General features: G+C 38.5%; 12 protein-coding genes. All 12 read left to right on the plus strand.

The genetic code is table 11. The features are described 5' to 3' along the window. Positions 1-2,787, plus strand: coding sequence for a glycoside hydrolase family 78 protein (locus WJN01_RS07455; protein ID WP_445196525.1), 2,787 nt, complete (start codon positions 1-3; stop codon positions 2,785-2,787). 13 nt (positions 2,788-2,800) lie between these two features. Beyond that, a complete protein-coding gene (locus tag WJN01_RS07460) occupies positions 2,801-4,228 on the plus strand; it encodes an acetylxylan esterase (RefSeq protein ID WP_445196526.1) in 1,428 nt (475 codons plus the stop codon). Next, the gene (locus WJN01_RS07465) at positions 4,212-6,683 is read left to right on the plus strand and encodes a glycoside hydrolase family 95 protein (protein WP_445196527.1); all 2,472 of its coding nucleotides are present in this window, start codon (positions 4,212-4,214) and stop codon (positions 6,681-6,683) included. Before WJN01_RS07460 ends, WJN01_RS07465 begins: the two co-directional genes overlap by 17 nt. A gap of 17 nt (positions 6,684-6,700) precedes the next feature. Next, positions 6,701-8,260: an MGH1-like glycoside hydrolase domain-containing protein gene (locus tag WJN01_RS07470; RefSeq protein WP_445196528.1), complete on the plus strand. Its 1,560-nt coding sequence runs from the start codon at positions 6,701-6,703 to the stop codon at positions 8,258-8,260. A 10-nt stretch (positions 8,261-8,270) separates the two neighbouring features. Then, entirely contained in the window at positions 8,271-11,018 is a 2,748-nt protein-coding gene (locus WJN01_RS07475) for a glycoside hydrolase family 78 protein (protein ID WP_445196529.1), read from the plus strand. Between the two features lie 22 nt (positions 11,019-11,040). After that, positions 11,041-12,981, plus strand: coding sequence for an exo-alpha-sialidase (locus WJN01_RS07480; protein ID WP_445196530.1), 1,941 nt, complete (start codon positions 11,041-11,043; stop codon positions 12,979-12,981). Further along, positions 12,982-15,663 (plus strand): alpha-d-galacturonidase, encoded by a 2,682-nt coding sequence (locus tag WJN01_RS07485; RefSeq protein WP_445196531.1) that lies wholly within the window; start codon positions 12,982-12,984, stop codon positions 15,661-15,663. It abuts the gene before it with no gap. 63 nt (positions 15,664-15,726) lie between these two features. After that, positions 15,727-19,251: a malectin domain-containing carbohydrate-binding protein gene (locus tag WJN01_RS07490; protein WP_445196532.1), complete on the plus strand. Its 3,525-nt coding sequence runs from the start codon at positions 15,727-15,729 to the stop codon at positions 19,249-19,251. Positions 19,252-19,268: 17 nt separating this feature from the next. Continuing rightward, positions 19,269-21,689 (plus strand): glycoside hydrolase family 2 TIM barrel-domain containing protein, encoded by a 2,421-nt coding sequence (locus WJN01_RS07495; protein WP_445196533.1) that lies wholly within the window; start codon positions 19,269-19,271, stop codon positions 21,687-21,689. Positions 21,690-21,695: 6 nt separating this feature from the next. Then, positions 21,696-22,937, plus strand: a complete 1,242-nt coding sequence (locus WJN01_RS07500; protein ID WP_445196534.1) for a ribulose-bisphosphate carboxylase large subunit family protein — start codon at positions 21,696-21,698, stop codon at positions 22,935-22,937. Next, positions 22,937-24,322 carry a four-carbon acid sugar kinase family protein gene (locus tag WJN01_RS07505; protein WP_445196535.1) on the plus strand — a complete coding sequence of 462 codons (1,386 nt, stop codon included), beginning with the start codon at positions 22,937-22,939 and terminating at the stop codon, positions 24,320-24,322. The genes WJN01_RS07500 and WJN01_RS07505 overlap by 1 nt, the downstream gene beginning before the upstream one ends. Continuing rightward, positions 24,319-24,984 (plus strand): aspartate/glutamate racemase family protein, encoded by a 666-nt coding sequence (locus WJN01_RS07510; RefSeq protein WP_445196536.1) that lies wholly within the window; start codon positions 24,319-24,321, stop codon positions 24,982-24,984. Before WJN01_RS07505 ends, WJN01_RS07510 begins: the two co-directional genes overlap by 4 nt. Positions 24,985-25,011: the final 27 nt, after the last annotated feature.

The raw sequence follows: 25,011 nt of genomic DNA on the forward strand, positions 1-25,011 counted from the left end.
TTGAACATCCTGAGAAGCATATTTGTTTTGGTTTTGTTGTTTTCATCTTGTAAATCAGCTGAAAATACAAAGGATATTAGCGTTTCAAAAGTGACTTGCGAGATGGCTGAAAATCCTTTGGCAGTAACTAACACACAACCACGTTTAAGCTGGAAACTAAAATCGGATGGTATTAATGTTTCGCAATCGGCATATCAAATTTTGTTATCGTCTTCAGCAGAAAAACTAAATACCAATGAAGCCGATATTTGGGATAGCGGAAAGGTGAGTTCTTCCCAAAGTCAGTTGGTAAACTATGCTGGCGGTAAACTTCAAAATGGAAAAAAATATTTCTGGAAAGTAAAAGTTTGGGTTGGAAATGAAACAGAATCTTCATGGAGTGAGCTTGCTTCTTTCAGAATGGCGCCAGTTTCAGAAAGTTTAAACCCAACTTGGATTGGTGCCATTACCAAAGCCGAAAGCAACTTGCCAAAGGGAAGAAATTACCACACGGCCTCTTTTAAAAAATCGAGGCGACAGGAAATTATTGATGCTTCAAATCCGTTGGCGCGACAAAGCATCATGCTTCGCAAACCGTTTTTACTTTCAAAAAAAATAAAAGATGCGGTGGTTTACATTTCAGGTTTGGGACATTACGAGTTGACCATTAACGGTGAAAAAATCGGAAACAGCGAGTTTGCTCCCTTGTGGACGGACTACGATAAATCCGTAAATTTTAATACCTACGAAATCTCCGTAGACCTTTTGAACCAAGGTGAAAACGCTATTGGTGTAATGTTGGGGAATGGCATGTACAATACGGTACAGGAACGTTATACCAAGTTTTTTGTAAGTTTTGGTCCGCCAACTTTATTTTTTAAAATGAAGTTGACTTTTGACGATGGCTCGGAAGACCTTATTCAATCTGACGAAAGTTGGACATACAGTGACAGCCCAATTACTTACAACGGTATGTTTGGAGGTGAAGATTACGATGCCAATTTGGAACAAATAGGATGGAATAAACCGAATTTTAGCAATTCTAACTGGCAACCCGTTGTGGTTCAAGAAGCCCCAAAAGGGGAGTTGAAAGCGCAATCGGCTCCACCCGTTACCATCCAAAAGCAATATGAAGTTCAGGAACTCACCCAACCAACAGAAAATACGTTTGTGTACAACATGGGGCAAAACTTATCCGGTTTTCCAACAATAAAAGTAAAAGGTAAAAAAGGACAAAAAATCAGATTTTGGACAGCCGAACGATTAAAGGATGATGGCACCATTTCTCAAGGTGGTTCTGGAAAGCCCTATTATTTTGAATACACTTTAAAAGGCGACGGTGTTGAAGAATGGCATCCAAAATTCAGTTATTACGGTTACCAATATATTCAGGTAGATAGCATCAATTATAAAGAGGAAAAGAACAGTGAATTTCCAACGTTGTTGGATTTAAAGTCCAATTTTATTTATAACAATTCGGGTGAAGCGGGAACTTTTGAGTGTTCCAATGCAATTTTCAATAAAGCGCACGAGCTCATCAATAATGCCATAAAAAGTAATTTTCAAGCGGTATTGACCGATTGTCCTCACCGTGAAAAATTGGGTTGGTTGGAAGAAGCACACCTTAATGGGCCAGGGTTGATTTACAATTACAACTTGGAGACTTTCATTCCTAGCATCATGGAAAATATTAAAGATGCCCAACGTGAAGATGGTATGATTCCAACCATAGCACCAGAATATGTGGTTTTTGGTGGTGATTTTACTGATTCACCGGAGTGGGGTGTAACAGGTATTATTTTACCGTGGATGTATTATGAGTACTATGGCGATGATACTTTAATGGAGGAATATTATCCGGTAATGAAAGGCTACATTGATTATTTAACATCCAAGTCCAACAATTATATTGTATCTTATGGTTTGGGTGATTGGTACGATTATGGCGAACATGCCGCTGGATATTCAAAAAATAGCCCTATAGCATTATCGGCTACAAGCCATTATTTCTTTGCTGCAAAACTTTTTGCTCAAGCAGCAAAACACTTAAATAAAGCTGAAGACATTGCCAAATACAATACTTTGGTTTCAAACATAAAAGCAGCCTTTAATAAGGAGTTTTTCAACAAAGAAACCAAACAGTATGGTACCAATAGTCAATTTAGTAATGCCGTTCCCATTTTTATGGATATTGTTGAACCTGAATATAAAGAGGTCGTGATGCAAAACTTGTTGACCGATATTAAAAATAGGGGATACCGATTAACAACTGGCGATGTAGGTAATCGTTATTTATTCCAAACTTTGGCCAGAAATGGAGAAAACGAAGTGATGTACAAAATGAACAATCACTATGACACGCCTGGTTACGGATTTCAAATTAAATTTGGGTTAACTACCTTAACTGAGCAGTGGGATCCAAGAAAAGGAAACTCATGGAACCACTTTATGATGGGACAAATTGAAGAATGGTTTTACCGAAGTTTGGCGGGCATAGTTCCAGATGAAGAACATCCGGGTTTTAAGCATTTCTTCATCCAGCCAGAGGTTGTGGGCGATTTAACTTTTGTAAAGGCAAGCTACGAATCTGTTTACGGAAAAATAGTTTCTGACTGGGAGCGGAAAGGGGATAATCTCATTTTAAATATTGAAATTCCAGTAAACACAACATGTACGGTTATGCTTCCAACTTCAGAAGAAGAAAGTGTTACGGTCAATGGCGCATCTTTTGATGATGTAGACCAAGATGCTGGGAAAACATCATTAAACCTTGGCTCGGGAAGTTATGCCATTCAATGTTCAATTTAAAAACACAAAAGCGATGCAAATAAGAAACTTACATACAAGATTGGTTTTAATGCTTCTGTTGTTCTCATTTGCAAGGGTTGTAGCGCAAACTTCGGACACTAATTTTGAAGTTCCCGTTAAGGAAACCATCAAAAAAATTGAAACTATTTTCAATGTTGAAATAAAGGATAATGACCATTTGCTGAATGACAAAGTTTTGGAATATGCCAATTGGCGTATCCAACAGGGCAATTTGGAGGTATCGTTGGCCAATGTTCTGGCGCCTTTCAATTTGGTGGCCTTTAAGAGCGGTGATGGTACTTATGAAATTAAAAAATTTCAATACCATAGGGTTTCTGAAGCAGTGGCCGAACAACGTTTGTCTTATTTATCGCATTTATATCACAATAAAGAAGAATGGGAAACCCGAAAGTCTGAACTAAAGGCTTGCATGACCTCTGCTTTTGGTTTGGATAAAGCTCCCGAAATGCCAAAATCAGAACCCCTTTTAACCAAACAAAGAATTTATGATGGCTATAGTGTAGAAAATATTGGTTTGGAAATTCTCCCAGGTGTCTACACCACAGGTTCCATTTACAAGCCCTATCCGTTAATAGAAAATGCCGCAATTGTTATAACACCAAACGGTCATTTTGGTAATGGCCGCTATCGCGAAAGCGAACAAATTAGATGTGCCATGTTGGCCAAAATGGGAGCTGTTGTAATAAATTATGATTTATTTGCTTGGGGCGAATCCAGATTGCAATTTCCGTCATCAACCCATCGAAACAGTATCGCTTCTACCATTCAGGTATTGAGTGGTAAACGTTTGCTTGATTATGCTTTAACGCTAAATTATGTAGATAGTGCTCGTGTTGGTGTAACAGGTGGTTCTGGTGGTGGTTCACAAACCATGTTTTTATCGGCGTTGGATGATAGAATTACCGTTTCTGTTCCTGTGGTTATGGTTTCTGCCAATCATTCCGGTGGTTGTCCATGTGAAAGCGGACGAGGTATTCACCTGTGTGGCAACGGCACCAACAATGTGGAAGTTGCTGCCATGGCGGCTCCAAAGCCCCAACTTATTATTTCCGACGGAAAAGATTGGACGCAAAATGTGCCTGAAACCGAGTTTCCTTTTATTGAAAGAATCTACGGGTTTTACGGTAAAAAGGATGCTATAAAAAATGCCCATTTTAAAAATGAAGGACACGATTATGGCTTTTCAAAACGCATGGCCATGTATCCATTTATGGCGAAATATCTGGATTTGGACTTGAGCAAAGTAAAAAACAAACAAGGAAAAATTGATGAGTCCACTTGCGTTGTAGAACCCTATGAGGCTTTATATGTGTTTGATGATAAAGAGGAAAATTTACCCAAGAACGCCATAAAGGATATAAATAAACTTTACGAGTTGTTTGGAGAGAAAAATTTAAGAATGCATGACGAAAAAAAATAACCTGTTCTTTTGCCTGTTGGTTTTAATTTTTGGGATTCAGTCCATTCAAGCGCAATCCAATCAAGAATTAAAACTTTGGTATGATGAACCCGCAGAAATCTGGAACGAAGCCTTGCCTTTGGGCAATGGTAGGCTAGGTGCCATGGTTTTTGGCGACCCTAGTGTGGAGCGTTTACAGCTTAACGAAGAAACCATTTGGGCAGGCTCACCAAACAGCAATGCTCACGATAAAGCCTTAAAAGCCCTACCAAAAGTGAGACAACTTATTTTTGATGGAAGATATAAGGAAGCACAGGATTTGGCAACTTCAGATATTCGCTCGCAAACCAATAACGGCATGCCATATCAAACTTTCGGAAGTCTTTATTTGTCGTTTCCTGGGCATCAAGATTATTCCAATTATTATCGTGATTTAGACATTGAAAACGCCACAGCCAAAGTGCAATACACGGTTGATGGTGTGGAATACACCCGTGAAATCCTTTCGGCGTTTAAAGACGATGTCATTGTGGTTACATTGTCCGCCAGTCAACCCGCAAGTATTACGTTTAATGGGTTCATGGTGAGTCCGTTTGATAAAACAAAAACCATTACCGAAGATAATCAAGTGGCACTTTCAGGAGTGACGAGTACTGTTGAAGGTCAAAAAGGGCGTGTAAAATTTCAGGGGCGTTTAACAGCCAAAAATAAAGGAGGAAAGCTTTCCATTCAAAATGGTATTGTAAGTGTTGAAGAGGCCGATGAAGTCACTTTGTATATTTCAATTGCAACCAATTTCAAAAACTACAAAGACATTTCTGAAGATGAGATTGCTAAAAGCAAAGCGTTTTTAGATAAAGCCATTCAAAAGGATTTTGAAACCATCAAAAAAACACACGTTGCCTATTATCAAAGCTTTTTCAATCGTGTGACTTTAGATTTGGGAACTACTGATGCGGCCGAAGAAACTACTGATGAACGCATTCGTAAATATGCACAACAATTCGACCCGCAATTGGCCGCCTTATATTTCCAGTTTGGGCGTTACTTATTAATTTCCTGCTCACAACCCGAAGGGCAGCCTGCCAATCTTCAGGGTATTTGGAACGATATGTTATTTCCACCTTGGGAAAGCAAATACACCATGAACATTAATGCTGAAATGAACTATTGGCCTGCCGAATTGACTAATCTTTCGGAAATGCACGAGCCTTTTATACAATTGGCGAAAGAAGTGGCAGAAACAGGAAAGGAAACAGCCAAAATCATGTATGATGCCAATGGATGGGTTTTGCACCACAATACCGACATTTGGCGCATAACGGGCCCAATTGATATGGCAGCATCGGGTATGTGGCCAACAGGAGGCGCTTGGGTATGTCAAGATTTATGGGAACGTTATTTGTATAAGGGCGACAAAGGGTTTTTAAAAGAAATCTTCCCCATCATGAAAGGCGCCGCAACCTTCTTTTTGGATTTTATGGTGAAAGACCCCAATTCGGGGTATCTGGTAGTTGTACCTTCAAATTCACCTGAAAACACCCATGGAGGTGAAGATGGTAAATCAACTATCGCTGCAGGAACAACCATGGACAACCAATTAGTGTTCGATTTGTTTACTAATGTAATGAAAGCCACTGATATTCTTGGTGAAGATAAAAATTTTACAAAAAAATTAGAGGATGCATTATCAAAAATGGCACCCATGCATATTGGGCAATACGGACAATTACAAGAATGGTTGATGGATTGGGATGACCCCGAAGACAACCATCGCCATGTGTCTCATTTATACGGACTGTTTCCAAGTAATCAAATCTCACCATATAAAACCCCCAAATTATTTCAGGCGGCTAAAAAATCATTGTTGTTTCGTGGTGATGAATCTACGGGATGGTCCATGGGTTGGAAATTAAATTTATGGGCACGATTGTTGGATGGCGACCACGCCTACAAACTGCTGCAAGACCAATTACATTTGGTAACTGCCGATCAACGAAAAGGGGGCGGAACCTACCCGAATATGCTTGATGCCCATCAACCATTTCAAATTGATGGTAATTTTGGCTGCACTGCAGGTATAGCCGAAATGTTGATGCAAAGTCACGAAGGGGCAATTCATCTTCTTCCTGCGTTACCTTCAAAATGGAAAAATGGAGAAATAACGGGATTGAAATCAAGAGGGGGCTATGAAATTGATTTAGCATGGAAAAACAACCAAGTTTCCGTTGTAAAAATTACATCAAAATTTGATGGCAATTGCCGTTTGCGTTCTCAAACACCCTTAAGAGATTTCAAAGGAAAAGTATTAAAAAGTGCCAAAGGAAATAACCCAAATCGGTTGTTTATTGATGTGAAGGTAAAACAGCCTATCATTTCAGAAAAAGCAGAAATAGAGCCTTTAAAACTTTTAAAATATTTCGAATACGACGTACCCATGAAAGCAGGAGAGACCTATGCGTTTTACAGAAAATAACATTTGAAAAATTAGAAATGACCTTGAAAACAATACATATAAAGCTTTTAGTGATCACTTTTCCAATAGTTCTTGTAGGTTGTAATCCTCAAGAGAATAAGGAAAGCTCCGGCTATGTTTTAAACGTTGAAGACTATAAGCCTTATGTAGATTATTTCAATAGAATGGAAGACGAAAACATTGCCAAAGCCATTCCCAATGATAGTGCTTGGGCTTGGATGGTAAACAATATTCCATTATTTGATTGTCCTCAGGATAATTTTGAAGAAATGTACTATTTCCGTTGGTGGAGCTTGCGCAAACACATCACTAACACGCCACAAGGTTATGCCATTACTGAGTTTTTGGTGGAGCGCTCTTATGCCGATAAATATAATTTAATAGCCTGCGCGCTTGGGCATCATATTTATGAATTCCGTTGGGCACACAACCCCGAATACATCAACCAGAATGTACATTTATGGTATCGGGGAAATGATGGTAAACCAATGCAAAAACTGCACAAATTTAGTAGTTGGACACCCGATGCGCTTTACAATATGTATTTGGTCAATATAGATGAAGATTTTCTCTTGGATATGTACCCTGATTTTATTGATGATTATATCAAATGGGAAGAAGAACGACAACGGCCAGATGGTTTGTTTTGGCAACATGATGTTAAGGACGGCATGGAAGAATCATTGAGTGGAGGGCGACGTGTGCAAAATGCCCGCCCCACAATAAACAGTTACATGTACGCCAATGCCAAAGCTTTGGCTACTATGGCAGAAATCAAAGGTGATGAAGAAAAGGTTTCTTTTTTTAAAGCGAAAGCCAATACGCTGAAAAGCTTGGTGGAAACCAAATTATGGAATACTGATGATACTTTTTTTGAAACGTTGACAGAGAAAGACACATCGGCAAATGTACGCGAAGCCATTGGGTTTATTCCTTGGTATTTTAACCTGCCTTCAAAAGATAAAGGATTCGAACAAGCTTGGGAGCAATTGAAGGACAATGACGGTTTTGCAGCTCCATTTGGGTTGACTACTGCCGAACGCCGTAGTCAACGTTTTAGAAGTCATGGTACAGGAACTTGTGAATGGGATGGTGCCATTTGGCCATTTGCCACTTCGCAAACACTAACAGCTTTGGCTAATTTGTTGAACAATTACGACCAAAAAGTGGTTGATAAAACCGACTATTTCAATCAAATGAATTTGTATGTAGAGTCACAATACTACCGTGGTAGACCATACATTGGCGAGTATTTAGATGAAACCACGGGCTATTGGCTAATGGGCGATAGAGAACGCAGTCGTTATTACAACCATTCAACGTTTAATGATTTAATTATAACAGGTTTGGTGGGTTTACGCCCTAGAGCAGATGAAAAAATTGAAGTCAACCCACTAATTCCAGAAGATAAATGGGATTGGTTTTGTTTGGATAATGTGCTTTATCATGGAGATATTATAACCATTCTGTGGGATAAAACAGGAAAAAAATACAATAAAGGAAAAGGGTTAAGAGTCTTTAGAAATGGGGGAGAAGTAGCTTCATCCCAAAACTTAGTAAGACTTATTTCTGAGTAAAATAAAAGCGATGAAAAAAGCAATTTTATTAATAGTATTCGTTTTTCAATCATTTTTAGTGATTGCTCAAAATGGTTTGGAGTTACGCCATTTGCAATGCGAAATGCTTACAAATCCATTGGGTATTGATGTGCTGCAACCACGGTTGAGTTGGCAAATTATTACCGATAAGGCTGAAGTAGAGCAAATTGCTTATCACGTTTTGGTGGCTTCTTCCAAAGAAAAATTAGAGAATAATGAAGCCGATTTATGGGATTCGGGCAAAGTAGAAAGCGATGCTTCCATTAATGTGCTATACAAAGGAAAAAAGCTCAATAGTAGAGATGATGCCTTTTGGAAAGTAAAAGTTTGGACCAATAAAGGGGAAACCCAATGGAGCCAAACTGCACTTTGGAGCATGGGGATTTTAAGTTATGCTGAATGGAAATCAACGAGATGGATTGGTTATAATCAACTGTTTGAAGGAGATACCATTGGTCAGTTTTCAAAACTATCGGCACGTTATGTTCGAAAACCCATCAAGTTGGAAAAAGATGTGAAAGAAGCTAAAGTTTATATAATGGGCATGGGTTTGTATGAGCTTTACATCAACGGTGAAAAAATTGGCAATCAAGTTTTGGCACCCGTTCCAACAGATTATACCAAAAACGTAAAATACAATGTTTTTGATTTAACCAATAAAATAGAAAAGGGTGAAAATGTTATCGGTGCTATTTTAGGAAATGGTCGGTTTTTTGCGATGCGTCAAGAATACAAACCTTATAAAATAAAGAGCTTCGGTTTCCCAAAAATGGCGATGCAATTGGTGGTCACTTTTGAAGATGGGTCCAAAGAAACAATAAAAACGGATGAAAGTTGGAAGTTTACACCATATGGCCCCATTCGTGAAAACAATGAATACGATGGCGAAGTTTACGATGCCCGAATGGAATTGCCCAACTGGAACAAAACAGGTTTTGATGATAGCAAATGGATGAATATGATGTGGGTGCAAGAGCCAGGTGGTTTCCCTGAAGGACAAATGACGCCCAACATGAAGGTGATGGATGTCATTAAGCCAAAGTCTATAACCGAAACCAAAAAAGGCACTTATATTTTGGATATGGGGCAGAATATGGCCGGTTGGCTTCAAATAAAAGTAAAGGGCAATAGTGGTAATATTATTAAGATGAAATTTGCGGAATCCCTAAAAGATGATGGTTCACTGTATATTGCCAATCTTCGGGATGCCCAAGTAACCGATACGTATATTTTAAAAGGCGAGGGTGAAGAAATTTGGGAACCCACTTTTGTGTATCATGGTTTCCGTTTTGTCGAAATTTCGGGATATGCTTATAAACCTAAATTGGAAGATTTTGTTGGAAAGGTAGTTTATGACGATTTAAAAACAGTCGGAACGTTTGAGTGTTCAAACCCAACTATGAACCAAATTTTTAAAAATGCTTATTGGGGCATTCGCAGCAACTATAAAGGTATGCCCATCGATTGTCCACAACGCAACGAGCGTCAACCTTGGTTGGGCGATAGAACCACAGGGGCATATGGCGAAAGTTTCATTTTTGATAATCAAACACTATACGCCAAATGGTTGGACGATATTAAATTTTCCCAAACTTTAGATGGTGGAATCCCTGATGTGGCTCCTGCATTTTGGCGTTATTATGGTGATGGTGTAACATGGCAAGGGGCATATATTAAGGTGGCCGATATGTTGTATCAGCAATTTGGTGATAAAAAAGCTATTGAAAACCATTATCTGTTCATGAAAAAGTGGATGGGATATATGGAAAGCCAATATCTGAAGAATGATTTAATGACCCAAGATAAATACGGCGATTGGTGTGTCCCGCCAGAGTCTTTGGAGATTATCCGCTCTAAAGATCCGATGCGATTGACTGATGGTGAAGTTTTATCGAGCTCTTTTTATTACCATTTGCTCCAACTAATGAAAAAGTTTGCAAAAATTATTGATGCCGATGCTTCTGATGTTGCAGATTACGATGAATTGTCTGAACGCATAAAAACAGCATTCAACGCCAAATATTTAAACGCCAAAACGTTTAGCTATGCCAATAATACGGTAACGGCCAATGTGCTGCCTTTGGCCTTTGGCATGGTGCCTAAGGAATTGGAAGAGAAAGTATTTCAAAATATGGTGCATGAAATTGAAGTGGTTAAACAAGGTCATATTAGTACTGGTGTTGTTGGCACACAGTTTTTAATGCGGACGTTAACCAATTTTGGGCGAGGTGATTTAGCCTATAAATTGGCATCAAACACCACTTATCCGAGCTGGGGATATATGGTTGAAAATGGAGCCACAACCATTTGGGAATTATGGAATGGCAATACCGCAGACCCAGAAATGAACTCACAAAACCATGTGATGCTCTTAGGAGATTTAATGATTTGGTATTACGAAAATATGGCGGGAATAAAGAGCAGTGAAGCGCATCCTGGGTTTAAGCAAATCATCATGAAACCTGATTTTAATGCCGGTCTGTCGTTCGTGGATGCAACCTATGAGTCCAGTTATGGCAGCATCAAAAGTCATTGGACCAAAAAGAAAAATAAGTTGGATTGGGGGGTTACCATTCCGCCAAATACCAGTGCTTTGGTTTATGTACCAACAGCAGATGTTTCAAAAGTTAAAATCAACAAGCAGAATTTAGAAGGTGTTTCAAAACACATAAAGACTGAAGGCAATCATTTGGTTTTTGAATTGAAATCGGGAACTTATAACATAGCCGTAAAATAATCGAGCAAAAAGACTAATCATAATGAAAATAAGAGGAATTCAAACCACATTACTATTATTTAGCCTCCTGCTTTTAGGAAGTTGCAAGAAACAACCCAAGGAAGCTGAACAAACAATAGCTTTAGTTGATAAAACTTGGCGGGAAGGAATAGTTGTAGATGAATTTATTTATAACAAAGCGCCATATCCATCATGTCATGCGGCAACTATTGTAGAAACTACAAATGGCGAATTAGTTGCATCATGGTTTGGTGGCACGCACGAGCGCCACCCTGATGTGGGCATATGGTTAAGCAAGCGCAAAAATGGGACATGGACAGAGCCAGTCGAGGTTGCCAACGGTGTTCAAAATGACACGCTGCGTTACCCAACATGGAATCCAGTATTGTACCAAATTCCTAATGGTGATTTAATGCTCTTTTATAAAGTTGGCCCACATCCATCAACATGGTGGGGTATGCTGATGCGTTCTTCTGATGGTGGAGAATCATGGTCAGAACCAGAAAAATTGCCTGATGGCTTTTTAGGCCCAATAAAAAACAAACCTGAATTATTGGATGATGGTACGCTTTTATTGCCGTCAAGTATTGAAGGCAATGGTTGGAATTTGCGTATGGAATCTACTCCAGATTTTGGTAAAACTTGGCATATGGGTGATACTTTGCCTAAAGGGTTAAATGATATTAACGCCATTCAACCCAGTATTTTATTCCATGCAAACGGAAAATTACAACAAATTGGCCGAACCCGAAACAGACACTTATTCTCAACTTGGTCTGAAGATAACGGAAAAACTTGGTCACCTTTGGAGTTATTGAACATGCCCAATAACAATTCAGGTACAGATGCGGTTACAATGAAAAACGGTGAGCATGCCTTAATTTACAACCATGTTTGGCCAAATGAAGATATGCAGAAAAGCTATCGAAGTCCCTTAAATTTAGCCATTTCAAAAGATGGCATCAACTGGAACGCTGCTTTAGTTTTAGAAGATTCTAAAATAAGTCAATATTCGTACCCATCCATCATTCAAGGTTCTGATGGTATGTTGCATTGCGTGTATACATGGCGTCGACAAAAAATTAAATACGTAAAAATAGACCCTTCAAAACTGGTGACTTTCCCAATAAAAGATGGTATTTGGCCTGGACCAACAAAAGAGCGTTACCAAGTTGCCGTTTGTGATTGGATGATTTTAAAACGTCAGAAGTTAGGTTCGTTTGAGCGTGCCAGAGAAATAGGAGCTGACGGTATCGAAATGGATATGGGTGGTTTAGGTGACCGAGAAACGTTTGACAGTAAATTTGTTAATGGTGATACCGCAAGTATAAGGGTTTTTAAAGATAAATCTGTAGAAACAGGAGTTGGCATCAGTTCTATTGCCATGTCTGGGTTCTATGCGCAATCCTTTGCCGAACGCCCTACTGTAAAGCGAATGGTAGAAGATTGTATTGAGGTCATGAAAACCTTTAATGTTGAAGCAGCTTATTTGCCACTAGGGACAAAAGGTGACTTGGTTAAAAACCCAGAGCTTAGGCCAGCGATTGTGGAGCGTTTACGCTGGGCGGGTGAGCAGGTCGATAAAATTAACGGTATTATAGCCGTTGAAACCTCGCTTTCAGCTTCCGATGAGAAAGAACTTCTTGAAGAAATTGGAAACAAAAACATCAAAATAGCCTTCAATTTTGCCAATGCCATTAAAAACGGTCGCGATATTTCAAAAGAGTTAAAAACACTTGGTCGCGATAATATTGGGGAAATCCATGCCTCAAATACTGACGGACATTGGATTGAAAATGACCCAGCTATCGATTTGCCAAAAATCAAGGAAACACTTGATAACATGCATTGGAAAGGTTGGTTGATTGTAGAACGTTCGCGCGATACCGCCGATGTGCATAATGTGGTTAAAAATTACGGAGCCAATGTAGCATACCTAAAAAAGATTTTTAAAGGCGAATAAATGATACGGTATTGGGTTTTCATTTTAGTGACAGCAATCATGCTTTCTTGTTCAACAGAGAAGAGGGTATGTATTGTTGGCGATGAAAATATGCCAAGGATAGCTTTTGGAATGGAAAAGCTTTCCAAAACCTTGACCGATTTAGGATTTCAAGTTATTAAGGCTTCAAACAAACCAGAAAATTTCAATGAAAGCCTGATTGTTATTTCCGAAAAGAAAGATGATAATAACAAAGAAGCTTTTAAAATAAGTTCATCAAAAAATAACATTTTAATCGAAGGCACTGATGCCTCTGGAGCCTTGTATGGTGCTTTGGAACTTTCCGATAGGATAAAAAAAAACGGCATATTCCCTTCAAACTTAAACATTCAAGATAAACCAGAAATGGTTTTAAGGGGTACCTGTATCGGACTTCAAAAAACCGAATATTTACCAGGTCGTGCGGTTTACGAATACCCATACACTCGTGAGAATTTTCCATGGCTTTATAACAAAGAACTTTGGATTGAATATTTGGATATGATGGTTGAAAATCGATTCAACTCTTTGTATCTCTGGAATGGTCATCCTTTTGCATCGCTTGTGAAGTTAGATGATTACCCATACGCCGTTGAGGTTGATGAGGAAACGTTTAAAAAGAATGAAGAAATTTTTAAATTCTTAACAAATGAGGCCGATAAACGCGGTATTTGGATTATTCAAATGTTCTACAACATTATTGTTTCCAAACCTTTTGCAGAAAAACATGGCATAAAAACGCAAGAACGAAGTCGTCCGATAACACCTTTAATTGCAGATTACACACAAAAATCCATTACAGAATTTATTAAGAAATACCCAAATGTTGGTTTTTTGGTCACTTTGGGAGAGGCCATGCATACCATTGATGATGATGTAAAATGGTTTACAGAAACTATTATTCCCGGTGTGAAAAACGGGTTAAAAGAATTAGGTATAACTAGCGAACCACCTATTGTTTTGCGCGGTCACGATACCGATGCAAAACGCGTTATGGAAGCAGCATTGCCAATTTACAAGAATTTATATACCACGTTTAAATACAACGGTGAATCGTTAACAACCTACGAGCCGCGGGATGCTTGGGAAGATATCCCAAAAGCTTTAAGTAAGTTGGGTTCTGTACATATCTCCAACGTGCATGTTTTGGCAAATTTGGAACCTTTTCGTTACAGCTCGCCAGATTTTATTCAGAAAAGTGTAAAAGCAATGCACAACATTCAAGGTGCTAATGGTTTGCATTTGTATCCGCAAGCATCCTATTGGGATTGGCCCTATACCGCCGATAAAACAGATGAGCGCTTAAAGCAAATAAACCGCGATTGGATGTGGTATCAAGCCTGGGCTAGATACGCCTGGAACTCCAAACGCGATAGAAATGAAGAAATCACTTATTGGTCTAATGTTCTTGGTGATTATTACGCTTGTGGCGATAGAGGAAAAGATATTTTAGAAGCCTATGAAGAAACTGGTGAAATCGCTCCAAAACTTCTCCGAACCTTTGGTATTTCTGATGGAAACCGACAAACCTTATTGCTCGGCATGTTTATGGGGCAGTTGGTCAATCCATTTAAATATCATGTTTATAAAGACTTTTTGTCATCAAACGGGCCAGTAGGCGAAATTCTTATAGATTATGCCAGAAAGGAATGGAAGGGAGAACCACATGTGGGTGAAACCCCGCCTCAAATTATTGAAGAGGTAATTAACCACGGGAAGCTTGCCGTAAAAGCAATAGAACATGCTTCAACTTCAATTAGTGCAAACAAAGATGAGTTTCAGCGTTTAAGAAATGACGTGTATTGTTACGATGCTTTTGCAAACTACTTTGCAGAAAAGGTAAGAGCTGCAATGCTAGTTCTAAATTATAAATATTCCAATGATATCAACGACCTTGAAAAAGCCATACCACATCTTGAAAAGAGTGTTGCGTATTTTACCGAGTTAACCAAGCTTACAAAAGACGCCTATTTGTATGCCAATAGCATGCAAACAGCACAACGTCGCATACCGATAACTGGGCGCGACGGAACCAATAAAACATGGGAGGAACTTTTGCCACATTATCAAAATGAACTTGATGTTTTTAAACGTAATGTTGATATGCTAAAGTCAACAGGGAATGATGTTAAAGATATGAAAGAATTCAAGGTTTTCGAGCCAGTTGAAGTTACCATTCTTAATCAAAACATCAAGCGTTTCCAGTTAAAAAAAGGACAGAGTGTTTATAATGATAGCGATGCTAAAATTGAACAGATTGCAGAAGAATTAAAACGTTTATCAGGGGTGCAATTTTCAGATAAAAAACAACAAGAAAATGGTACGGTTCTGCATTTTAAAATTGGTAAGTCTGTAAAAATATTGGTAGGGTATTTTAATACCAACAGTTACACGGTTTTAGAGCCGCCAACTTTAGAGACCAATGCTCAAGCCAATGATAGGGGGCAGGCTGATATAAAGATTGCCAATGCTATGTTAATTCCTGGGTTATATCCAGTAAATGTCTACAGCTACCTTTACGAACCCGGTGAGCATAAATTAGTATTGGGCAAAGGTCGGGTATTGATTTTAGGATTTATTGATGGCGATGAAAATATTGCAATCCATGACGCTGGTCTAAACAATTTAGAAGATGGTATGGCCGTAGATTGGTTATTTTATTGACAAGACAATGGTCGTGTCATGCTGAACTTGTTTCAGCATCTCTCAAAAAGTAGAATTAATTAAATGAAACAAAGTTTTAAATACATATTTATAATTACCGTTTTTGCTCTTCTTTCATGCGAAACTAAAGAGGATGTTTCAAATGTTCGAAAGGAAATTTCCCTTAATGAAAACTGGGAAACTATTCATCTTGATAGTTTAAACCAACCTGAATCGGACTTTGTGAAAAGCCCAACAGCAGAAATAGTTTGGAAAAAGGTCTCCGTGCCACACAATTGGGACCAATATTATGGTTATCGTAGAGCAAAACATGGCAACTTGCACGGTACAGCTTGGTACAAAAAAACCTTGACTTTTGATAAACAAAATCAAGGTAAACAACACTTTTTATTTTTTGAAGGGGTAGGGTCTTATGCCACGGTTTGGGTTAATAGGAAACCCATTGGCGAGCATAAAGGCGGACGAACAACGTTCACTTTAAACATCACCGACGCCATCAATTTTGATACTGAAAACACTATTATTGTAAAAGCCGAACATCCTACATTTATAGCCGATTTACCATGGGTTTGTGGTGGTTGCTCTGGTGAATGGGGTTTTTCAGAAGGGTCGCAACCGATGGGAATTTTTAGGCCTGTATCTTTGATAATTACTAATGATGTTAGAATCGAGCCTTTTGGCGTTCATATTTGGAATGACGATCAAACAAACAAAGAAAAGGCTACTCTTCATATTGCCACAGAATTGAAAAACTACAGTGGTTCTGAAAAAAAGATTAAAGTTGAAAATATTCTTTTAAACCATGCAGGGGATGAAGTGTCATCAGTGGAAACCGTGATTGAAAACCTTTCGGATTCAAAAGAAATAAAACAAAGTTTACCCGAAATTTATAACCCACAGTTGTGGTCACCCGAACATCCATATCTCTATCAACTTGCAACAAAAATTTACGAAAATGATGAGTTGGTGGATGCGTTAACTACACCCTACGGCATCCGTTGGATAAGTTGGCCCATAAATCGTGAGGATGATGACAATCGTTTTTTTATTAATGGCGAACCGTTTTTTATTAACGGCACTTGTGAGTACGAACATTTAATTGGGAAAAGTCATTCTTTTTCAGAAACTGAAATACAAACTCGAATAGAACAAGTAAAAGCTGCCGGATACAATGCCTTTCGAGAAGGGCATCAACCCCATAACCTGCGTTATCAAGAGCATTTAGATGAAGAAGGTATTTTATTTTGGAGCCAGTTTTCAGCGCATATTTGGTATGATACACCCGAGTTTAAACAGAATTTTAAAACACTTTTAAAGGAGTGGATTAAAGAACGGAGAAACAATCCATCAGTAGTAATGTGGGGTTTGCAAAACGAAAGCACCATTCCAAAAGAATTTGCTGAGGAATGCACCCAAATTATTCGTGAACTCGATCCAACTTCTGCTAAACAGCGTATTGTTACCACCTGCAATGGCGGCGAGGGCACCGATTGGAATGTCATTCAAAATTGGTCTGGAACTTACGGTGGTGACCCATATAATTATGGGGAGGAATTGACGGAACAATTGCTAAACGGTGAATATGGCGGATGGCGATCGGCAGATTTACACACAGAAGGCGAATTTAACCAAAAAGGTGAATTGAGCGAAAATCGTTTTACGCAACTCATGGAAATCAAGGTTCGTGAAGCCGAATCGGTATGGGATAAAATTGTTGGACAATATCATTGGCTATTGTATTCTCATGAAAATCCAGGGCGTTCACAAAACGGTGAAGGTTTTCGCGACATCGATAAAGTAGGCCCTGTAAATTATAAGGGCATTTTCACCATTTGGGGAGAACCTTTAGATGCATTTTACATGTACCGAGCTAATTATGTGCCTAAAGAAGAAAGTCCGATGGTTTACATCGTATCACACACATGGCCAAACCGTTGGGAATCACCAGGGATTAAAAATGGTATCGATATCTATTCAAATTGTGATGAAGTTGAACTATTTAATGATGTTGAAAATAGTTCACTTGGGAGGTTGAATAACCCTGGATTGGGTAAACATTTTCAATGGAATAATGTGAATATAAAGTACAATGTGCTTTATGCGGTTGGCTATGTAAACGGTAAAGCCGTGGCAAAAGATTACATCGTATTAAATAATTTACCTGAAGCGCCAAATTTTGAAAAGTTGGTCAGTGAATCCAATGATATTTTAAAACCTGACAACATTAATTATTTATACCGCGTTAATTGCGGTGGATCCGATTATACAGATACTTTTGGTAACACTTGGTTGGCCGATGTTCATAAAACCGATGAAAATACTTGGGGTTCTTTATCGTGGACAGACGATTTTGAAAACCTTCCCGCATTTTACGCAAGCCAAAGGCATACTAACGACCCTATTGCAAATACCAAAGATTGGTCTTTGTTTCAAAGTTTTAGATATGGGGCGAATAAATTGAAATATGAGTTTCCTGTTCCCGATAGTAAGTATTTGGTAGAATTGTTTTTTAACGAACCGTGGCACGGAACGGGTGGCGGTATAAACTGCCAAGATTGGCGTGTTTTTGATATTGCTATTAATGGAGAAACCGTTGAGGAAGATTTGGATATTTGGAATGAAGTAGGGCATGATGCAGCATTGAAAAAATCATATACAGCAGAAAGCAAAAATGGGAAAATGGTTATTTCATTCCCAAATGTTGCATCAGGACAAGCAGTGATTTCAGCCATTGCCATTGCTTCAAAAGATAAAAACATGAAGCCTGCAAAACCTTCTGAGAAAGATATTTTGAATGTGCAAAGCAACATCGATTTTGAAATTGGTACTTGGTTAAATCTTAATCATAAACAGTATCTAAATACAAATATTGGGTATCAAAAATTGCCGCCAGAACTTTATGGAGTCCATTATTTGCGTTTTTCAAATTCTCATGAAAACAAAAATATTTCAGGATCATTTACATCAAAAGAAAATGCGAATGTTTATGTGTTATTTGATTCAAAATCCAAGCCATCACCATGGTTAATTGGTTATCAAAAGTTGAACGATACTGTTCGGAACAATGCCGGAACTGAGTTTCATGTGTTCAGAAAAGAAGTGAAAAAAGGTGAACAGGTGAATTTTGGAAGTCTTGGTGATGGAGAAATGTACTCAATTGTGGTTGTGCCAACTTATTCCATGGATGAACAAGACGGCCGACCCATTTTAAAGCTTAAAGCCGAAGATGCTAAAGTCACAGGCGAAGGTATTAATAAAGCCAATTTCAAAAAAAGTGATTATGTTGAATTTACCCAAAATACGGAAAACAGCATCACATTTACCGTAAATCCGGGCGTGGCGAATATTTATTTGATGCGTTATCATTACATGAACATGAATGACCATCCGGTAAAAGTGCGGTTGAAAATTGAGGATGCCAATGGTATTCTATTGCGTAATGATGATATTGAATTTCCCATAAGGCAAGACAAATGGAAAATTTTGAATACTACTTCTGGCGGATTTATTAACGCTGGAGTCTATAAAATAACTTTAGAATCAAACCAAATGAAAGGCTTACGTATAGAATCGTTTGAATTTCAATAAAACTAAAAACATCAACCATGAAGCGGTTTATCATATTTAGCTTTTTTCTGTCCTTGCTTGTGGCATGTAATACTTCAGAAGAAAAAAATGCTCGACTTATTGAGGATTTTAATTTCGATTGGCGTTTTCAATTGGGCGATCATCCTGAAGCTATTGATTCTTCATTCAACGCTGAAAATTGGCGAACCATAAATCTACCCCACGATTGGAGTATTGAAGGTGATTTTAGTGAAGAACACCCTGCAAAACCTGAAGGCGGTGCGTTACCAACGGGAATTGCATGGTATAGAAAAACCTTTAAATTGCCAGAAGCGTATCAGAACAAGTCCATTTGGATTGAGTTTGATGGCGTGTATCGAAATAGTGAAGTTTGGATAAATGGTCAGCATTTTGGAAAACGACCTAACGGTTATATTTCTTTTGCTTATGATTTAACCGAACATTTAAACTTTGGTGAAATCCAAAATGTTATTTCCGTAAAAGTTGATAATTCCGAGCAACCTAATTCTCGTTGGTATTCGGGTTCTGGGATATATCGAAATGTACGTTTGGTGGTTGCCGAAAATCTGCATGTAGCGCATTGGGGAACATATGCGACAACGCCACAGGTTTCAGAGGAAAAAGCTACTGTGGATTTGGAGGTAACACTTCAAAATGAATCGGAAACCGATAAATCATTTAGGTTGGTAAGTTCTATTTTAAATCAAGATAATTTGGTAGTTGCCGAAACAATTTCTGAAGGGCAAATCGGTAAAAACAACTCAAAAATAGCTGTTCAAAATTTTGAAGTATTAACTCCAAATTTGTGGGATACAAAACATCCCTACCTTTATAAAATCCAAACCAAGGTTTATGAGAACAATAAGTTGGTTGATGATTATGAAACACCTTTAGGTTTTCGGTATTTTAATTTTGATGCAGAAAAAGGGTTTTCATTAAATGGTGTTTCAACAAAAATCCATGGCGTTTGTTTGCATCATGACAATGGTGCTTTAGGTGCGGTTGCCAATTATGAAGCCATCAAGCGTAAACTACAAATCATGAAAGATATGGGCGTAAATGCTATTCGTGTTTCGCATAACCCTTCTTCGTTGGAGTTATTGGAATTGTGCGACAAAATGGGATTCATCGTACAGGTTGAGGCTTTTGATGTTTGGAAAAAACGAAAAGTAAAAGCCGATTACAACTTGTTTTGGGATGAATGGCACGAACAGGACTTAAAAGATTTTGTTAAGCGCGATAAAAATTTTCCCTCGGTGATGATGTGGAGCATTGGTAACGAAATTCGTGAGCAGTTCGATAGCACCGGAATTGCCATGACGAAAAAACTGGTAGATATTATTAAAGATTTGGATAAAACCAGACCAGTAACATGTGCATTGACAGAAAATGTTCCCGAGAAAAATTTTATATACCAATCGGGTGCTCTCGACCTTTTGGGTTTTAATTATAAGCATAAGGATTATTACGGTTTCCCTGAAAAATTTAAAGGTGAAAAAATAATCGCTTCCGAAAGTGTATCGGCGCTCGAAACCCGTGGACATTATGATTTGCCTTCCACCGAGATAAAACGCTGGCCACCAGCTTATAATGAACCTTTTGATGGAAATGAGGATTTAACGGTTTCGGCCTACGACCAAGTTTCGGCCTACTGGGGCGCAACCCACGAAGAAAGTTGGAAAGCCGTAAAGGCTTTGGATTATATTGCTGGTACGTTTATTTGGACGGGGTTTGATTATATAGGCGAACCTATTCCTTATCCTTATCCTGCGCGAAGCTCGTATTTTGGCATTGTGGATTTGGCCGGATTCCCGAAGGATGTGTATTATATGTACCAAAGTGAGTGGAGCGATAGGGATGTATTGCATATTTTCCCACATTGGAATTGGGAAGCGGGTCAAAAAGTTGACGTTTGGGCGTACTACAATAATGCTGATGAGGTGGAGCTATTTTTAAACGGAAAATCCTTGGGAACAAAATCAAAGGAAAATGACGATTTGCACATTATGTGGCGTGTTCCGTTTGAACCAGGAACATTAAAAGCAGTTTCAAAAAAAGATGGGAACGTGGTTTTGGAAAAGGAAATAAATACGGCTGGCGAACCTTCAAAAATTGAATTAGAGGCCCATAAAGAAACCATGAAAAATGACAATTACGATTTGGTTTATCTAACAGTAAACGTTTTAGATGGCAATGGTAATTTAGTGCCAAAGGCTGATAATCTGATTAATTTTGAGGTGTCTGGTGGTGGAAAAATTGTGGGAGTAGATAATGGTTATCAAGCCAGCTTAGAGTCTTTTAAAGCAAATTATAGAAAGGCCTATAACGGAAAATGCTTAGTTATCATTCAATCAAACGGAAAGGCAGAAAACATTCAAATAACAGCATCTTCTAATGGTTTGACATCTGAAAGCATTCAAATAACAACGACAAATTAAAAACCAATGGAACGAGTTTTTGCAGAATATTATATAGAAACGCCATATGAGGTGGAACATACTGCTGCTGTTTTGGCTGGCGAACAATCTTCGGGAACATTTGTTTCCGTTCCAGGTGAAACGGAAGAACTAAAACAAAGGTTTGCTGCAAGGGTTGAGGCCATTGAGCTATTGGATTTGGTCGATAACCCGTCAATTCCGGGTAACATTATCCCAGGTAAAAAATACCAACGGGCCAAAGTGAAAGTGAGTTGGTCTATTGAGAATTTTGGTTATAATTTACCCGTTTTAGTCAGTACATTACAAGGTAATTTATACGAAATAAGTCAGTTTACAGGTTTGAAATTGATGGATTTGGAGGTGCCCGAATCTTTTAAAAATCATTTTGAAGGACCAAAATTCGGAATAAAAGGGTCAAAAAAATCATGTAGCGTTGGCGATAGACCCATGATTGGAACGATTATAAAACCCAGTATTGGCATGTCAATTGAAGAAACGGCAAGTCTGGTGGAGTTGCTCATTGAAGCTGGAATCGATTTTATAAAAGATGATGAACTTATGGGTTCTGCGGCCAATTCACCTTTTGAGGAACGTGTAAAAGGCATCATGAAAGTTATTCGAAATAATGAACAAAAAACCGGAAAAAAGGTGATGTATGCCTTTAATATTTCTGATGAAATAGACCAAATGCAACGCAATTATGACACCATTGTTAATGAAGGCGGAAGTTGTGCCATGATAAGCGTTAACAGTGTGGGCCTGGCCGGAACAAAGAAACTTTGCGATAGAGGAGAATTGGTTATCCATGGACATAGAAATGGTTGGGGCATGTTGAATCGTCACCCATTGTTGGGTATTGAATTTCCAGCATATCAAAAAATTCAACGCCTGTGTGGTGTAGACCAGTTGCATGTGAATGGCATTCAAAATAAATTTTGGGAATCTGATGACTCTGTAGTGACTTCTATAAAATCCTGTTTAAAGCCCATGTTGGGTGGTTATGAAATTTTACCCGTTGTTTCTTCGGGGCAATGGGGCGGACAAGCCTTCGAAACTTATAGAAGAACCCAAACCACCGATTTACTGTACATGGCAGGCGGTGGTATTTTAGCGCACCCAATGGGACCAAAAGCTGGAGTAACCGCGTTACAGCAAGCTTGGGGAGGAGCGGTTGACGGTTTGTCTTTGGAAGAGACGGCAAGTAAATATGAGGCATTTGCAGCTTCAGTAAAGAAATTTTCTAAATAATGACAAAAACAAACCCCTTGCTTTTAGCATTTTATGGCGATGATTTTACAGGCTCTACCGATGCTTTGGAATTTTTAACCTTGGCAGGAGTTAAGACGATTTTGTTTTTGAAAAATCCTGAGCAGAAGGATTTAGATAAATTTCCAGAAATTCAAGCCATTGGTGTGGCAGGAAAAAGTCGTTCCATGTCCCCAAATGACATGGAAAATGAACTGATACCTGTTTTTAATAAATTTAAAAAATTCAACCCTAACCATGTGCATTACAAGGTATGCTCTACTTTTGATTCTGCACCACATGTTGGCAATATTGGAAAAGCCATTGAAATAGGTAGCACAATTTTTCAACAAAGAACCGTATTTGTTTCACCGTCTGCACCACATTTGGGGCGTTATTGTGCTTTCGGAAATTTATTTGCAAAAATGGGAATTGCTGGTGATGGTAAAATTTATAGAATAGACAGGCATCCTTCAATGAGCAAACATCCTGTTACGCCTGCACTTGAAGGCGATTTAACGGTACATTTATCAAAGCAAACCAATAAATCCATCGGTCTGATAAATGTAACTAAAATAGATGAGGGGAAGTCTGCCGTAATTTCAAAAGTAAAAGAGAATAAAGATTCGGAAATCCTGTTTTTTGACGGATTAAATAAAACACATTTGGAGATTATTGGGGGAGTATTCAACGAGTTTGCAAATGAGAACCCTTTGTTTTCCGTTGGATCCTCTGGAATAGCTATGGCTTTGGGGTTGGATTGGAAATCTAAGGGCATAATAGACGGTGAAAGGAAATTCAATGTTTGCGGTGAAAACGGGCCTATTTTGGTGCTATCCGGAAGTTGTTCTCCCGTTACAGAAAACCAAATTAATTATGCTATTGATAATGGTTTTGCCGAAATTGCTCTAGGCGTTGAAGCGATTAGCAATTCAAATCAAAACCAAGTTATTGAAGAGGTTGTTGGGCAAATAGTTGCCAATTTTGAAAATGGAAAAAGCATCGTATTACATACCAGCAAGGGTACAGAAGACCCAAGAATTTCAGATTCAGAATTATTCTTCAAGAACCAAGGGTTCGAATCCGAAGATATCCAAAACGCCTGTAGTTCTAATTATGGACATGTTTTGGGGCAGATTGCTAAACAAGTGTTGGCACAAACCGATATCAAAAGAATCCTTTTGGCTGGAGGTGATACTTCAAGTTACGCCGCTTCAGAATTAAATATTACAGCTCTTGAGATGATTGCACCATTGGCACCGGGCGCTCCGTTATGTAAAGCTATTTCGGACGATGAATGGGTTAACGGATTGGAACTGAATTTTAAAGGCGGACAAGTAGGAACAAGAGATTATTTTATAAAAGTTTTAAAAGGAGAAAAATTATGAAGGCAAAAACATTGGGTTTTGTGCATACATCGGCAACATTGGTGCCGTTGTTTCAGCAGTTGACAAACGAATATCTCAAGAATGTTGAAACATTCAATATCGTCGATGATAGCTTAATAAAAGATGTCATTAAAAAAGGTGAATTAAAACCTAACACTGCGGCAAGGGTAGTTCAACATGTGCAAGCTGCTGAAGATGCCGGAGCTGATGTTATTCTGGTAACCTGCTCATCTATTGGGGCAGCTATTGAAACTGCTGCGACTTTAAGTACGGTTCCAGTAATAAGGGTGGATCAAGCTATGGCTGACGAAGCCGTTAAAACAAGCAACAAAATTGGTGTCATTGCAACCCTGCCAACAACATTAGGGCCAACAACAGATTTGGTAAGGCGAAGGGCTGAAGCAGCCGGAAAAAACGTGTCTATTTCTTCAAAATTATGTGAAGGAGCGTTTGAAGCCTTAATGAGTGGTAATGGAGCAAAGCACGACCAAATGGTAGCTTCGGCATTGAAAGAACTAATGAAAGAAGTTGATGTTATTGTTTTGGCACAAGCTTCTATGTCTAGAGTTGTTGATGGTCTGAGCGTAGATGAAAAAATAGTGCCCATTTTAGCTAGTCCTGCTATTGCCATGAAGAAATTGGCTGAAATTTATTTTAATTAAAATCTATCTTGCTTTAAAGCATACCAA

It is taken from the genome of Tamlana sedimenti (assembly GCF_038148895.1).
Taxonomy (GTDB): Bacteria; Bacteroidota; Bacteroidia; order Flavobacteriales; family Flavobacteriaceae; genus Tamlana.